This is a genomic window from Psychrobacillus sp. (genome assembly GCF_056205495.1).
In genome coordinates, this window is record NZ_JBAEAP010000413.1 from 1 (window position 1) to 2,222 (window position 2,222).

At 36.4% G+C, this 2,222-nt stretch carries 4 protein-coding genes; all 4 read left to right on the forward strand.

Annotation, left to right across the window (positions count from 1 at the left end; translation table 11 throughout):
* The coding region (locus AC06OU_RS12150; RefSeq protein WP_475856070.1) for an SH3 domain-containing protein at nucleotides 1-405 on the forward strand (405 nt) is incomplete at its 5' end.
* Between the two features lie 227 nt (nucleotides 406-632).
* Entirely contained in the window at nucleotides 633-1,250 is a 618-nt protein-coding gene (locus AC06OU_RS12155) for an NUDIX hydrolase (RefSeq protein ID WP_475856072.1), read from the forward strand.
* Between the two features lie 21 nt (nucleotides 1,251-1,271).
* Nucleotides 1,272-1,772 (forward strand): histidine phosphatase family protein, encoded by a 501-nt coding sequence (locus tag AC06OU_RS12160; protein ID WP_475856074.1) that lies wholly within the window; start codon nucleotides 1,272-1,274, stop codon nucleotides 1,770-1,772.
* 34 nt (nucleotides 1,773-1,806) lie between these two features.
* Nucleotides 1,807-2,217, forward strand: coding sequence for an NUDIX domain-containing protein (locus tag AC06OU_RS12165; protein WP_475856076.1), 411 nt, complete (start codon nucleotides 1,807-1,809; stop codon nucleotides 2,215-2,217).
* Nucleotides 2,218-2,222: the final 5 nt, after the last annotated feature.

Sequence of the window (2,222 nt, forward strand, 5' to 3'; positions counted from 1 at the left end):
GGGAACCAACTAAAACAAGACGGTCAGTTGAATGCTTTAATCATTCAGGACGGGACATATTCCTATACATTTGTGGACAGTCTTAATCATTACATAATAATAGAACATGATCATAAGGCTGACATAAACAGGACTGGTACAGTCACTTATCCTAATTACGAATTAAAAATAATTAAGAGGGGGCCATTTTTTACACTCTGTCAAAATGTCATCCTAGGAACAGAACAATGGATTAAAAATGAATATATTATAGAAAAAAACGATTCCATCCTTTGTAAGACAGATGTAAGCACTACCTTCCTTTCGGTAAAGCGAGGAGAAAAGGTTTGGGTAGTTGATGACACATGTGAAGGATATATCCTTGTTAAAAATGAAAATGGGGAAATAGGATGGATTGAACGTTGAGAGATGCTTAATGACTGTTTTGTAATTTTATCCAACTACCACAATCATCCGAATTGTTGGTAGTTTTTTGAATTAATATATATTTTAATCTAGTTAGATGATATATTAATTATAAGTTTTTTGAATATTTGTTTACCATTCATTTCGGCAAAAGAAAGCAGCACTTAGTACATATAGAAATTTTTAAAAATTATACATTACGATTCCATACATAGGAGTGTTTTATAGTGAGCCAAAAATGGTTGGAGTGGGCCAAACGAATACAAGCATTATCACAATCTGGATTGGCTTTTTCAAAGGATATATACGATATCGAGCGATATGAAGAGTTAAGAGCTATAAGTGTGGAAATCTTGGCTGAGCATACGGGTTTAGAATTTCAAAAGGTAAGTGATTTATTTGCTACAGATAAGGGGTATCAAACACCAAAAGTAGACGTGCGTGGGGTAGTTTTTAAGGACAATCAAATTTTAATGGTTCGTGAAAGCCTGGACAACAAATGGTCATTACCGGGTGGTTTTTGTGATATCGGATTATCAGCAGCGGAAAATATCGTAAAGGAAATAAAAGAGGAATCTGGTTATGAAGTAAGGCCAGTAAAATTGCTTGCATTAATGGATAAGGACAAGCATCCCCATCCACCTGAGGCTTACCATTACTATAAAATTTTTATTCGTTGTGAAATTACTGGAGGGGCACCTGCTAGCGGAGTGGAGACGAATAGTGTTCAATTCTTCTCTCCTACTAATTTACCTACACTATCTACTAACAGAAATACAGAATCTCAGATTAAGACTATGTTTGAATTTCTCATTAATCCAGATAAAGAAACGATCTTAGATTAACGTATGGAGGAACATGAGCCGATGATATATGTAGTACGACACGGAGAAACAGATTTAAACAAGGAAGGTCGCTTACAAGGTAGAAACGGCCTCCCATTAAATGAAAAAGGAAAACAGCAAGCTGAATACGTAAGAAAACTATTAAAAGAAGTTCCTTTTCACTTAGTTTTTTCTTCCCCTCAGGAAAGAGCAATACAAACTGCAGAAATTGTAACGGGTAGAACAGCTACCATAGATTCTAGGCTAGATGTTTTTGATTTGGGTGGGGCAGACAGAGTGAAAAAAGAAGAAGTGAAGCTGGCAGGTTCGATACCTGATCCAACTATTTATAAGGGTGTGGAAGATATCAGTATATATGTTACACGAGTATTTGATTTCATGTTTCATCTAGAAAAGAAATACAACAAGTTTCAGGGAAATATACTCATCTCTGGGCACCGTTGTACGACAGGTTGTGTAGGTGCTTATTTTGAAGGTATACCGAAAGATAAAAATATCTTACGCTATTCCTCAAATAATTGAGATTTCAAAGTCTATACCTTTAAGGAGGAGTTACATGTTCATCGTTAATGTGGAGGGTGCAATTTATAAAGAAGGAAAGTGGCTCCTCGTGAAACGAAGTGAGCAGGAGGAACATGGTGCAGGAGGCTTGGCTCTTGTTGGTGGTCAGGTAGATCAAGAAGGGAATTCAAGTGATATTTTCGAAAGAACGCTAATTCGAGAGATTGATGAAGAGGTAGGCATTGAAGTAACAAATCTTCAATATGTGAATAGTTCAACCTTTATATCAGATACGGGAGAACCTGTTGTAGATATTGTCTTCGTTTGTGACCACTTCTTTGGGGAACCATACGCCAAATGCAAGGAAGAAGTGGACGAAGTAATATGGATGACCACGGAAGAAATCTTAAATGGGGAAGAGTTTCCAGATTATCTAAAGAGAAATATTATTCTGGCAGAGCACTAAAGGAA

Coding starts and splice junctions, on each gene's coding strand:
- AC06OU_RS12160 (WP_475856074.1), top strand. CDS start 1,272: ATGATATATGTAGTACGACACGGAGAAACAGATTTAAACAAGGAAGGT.
- AC06OU_RS12165 (WP_475856076.1), top strand. CDS start 1,807: ATGTTCATCGTTAATGTGGAGGGTGCAATTTATAAAGAAGGAAAGTGG.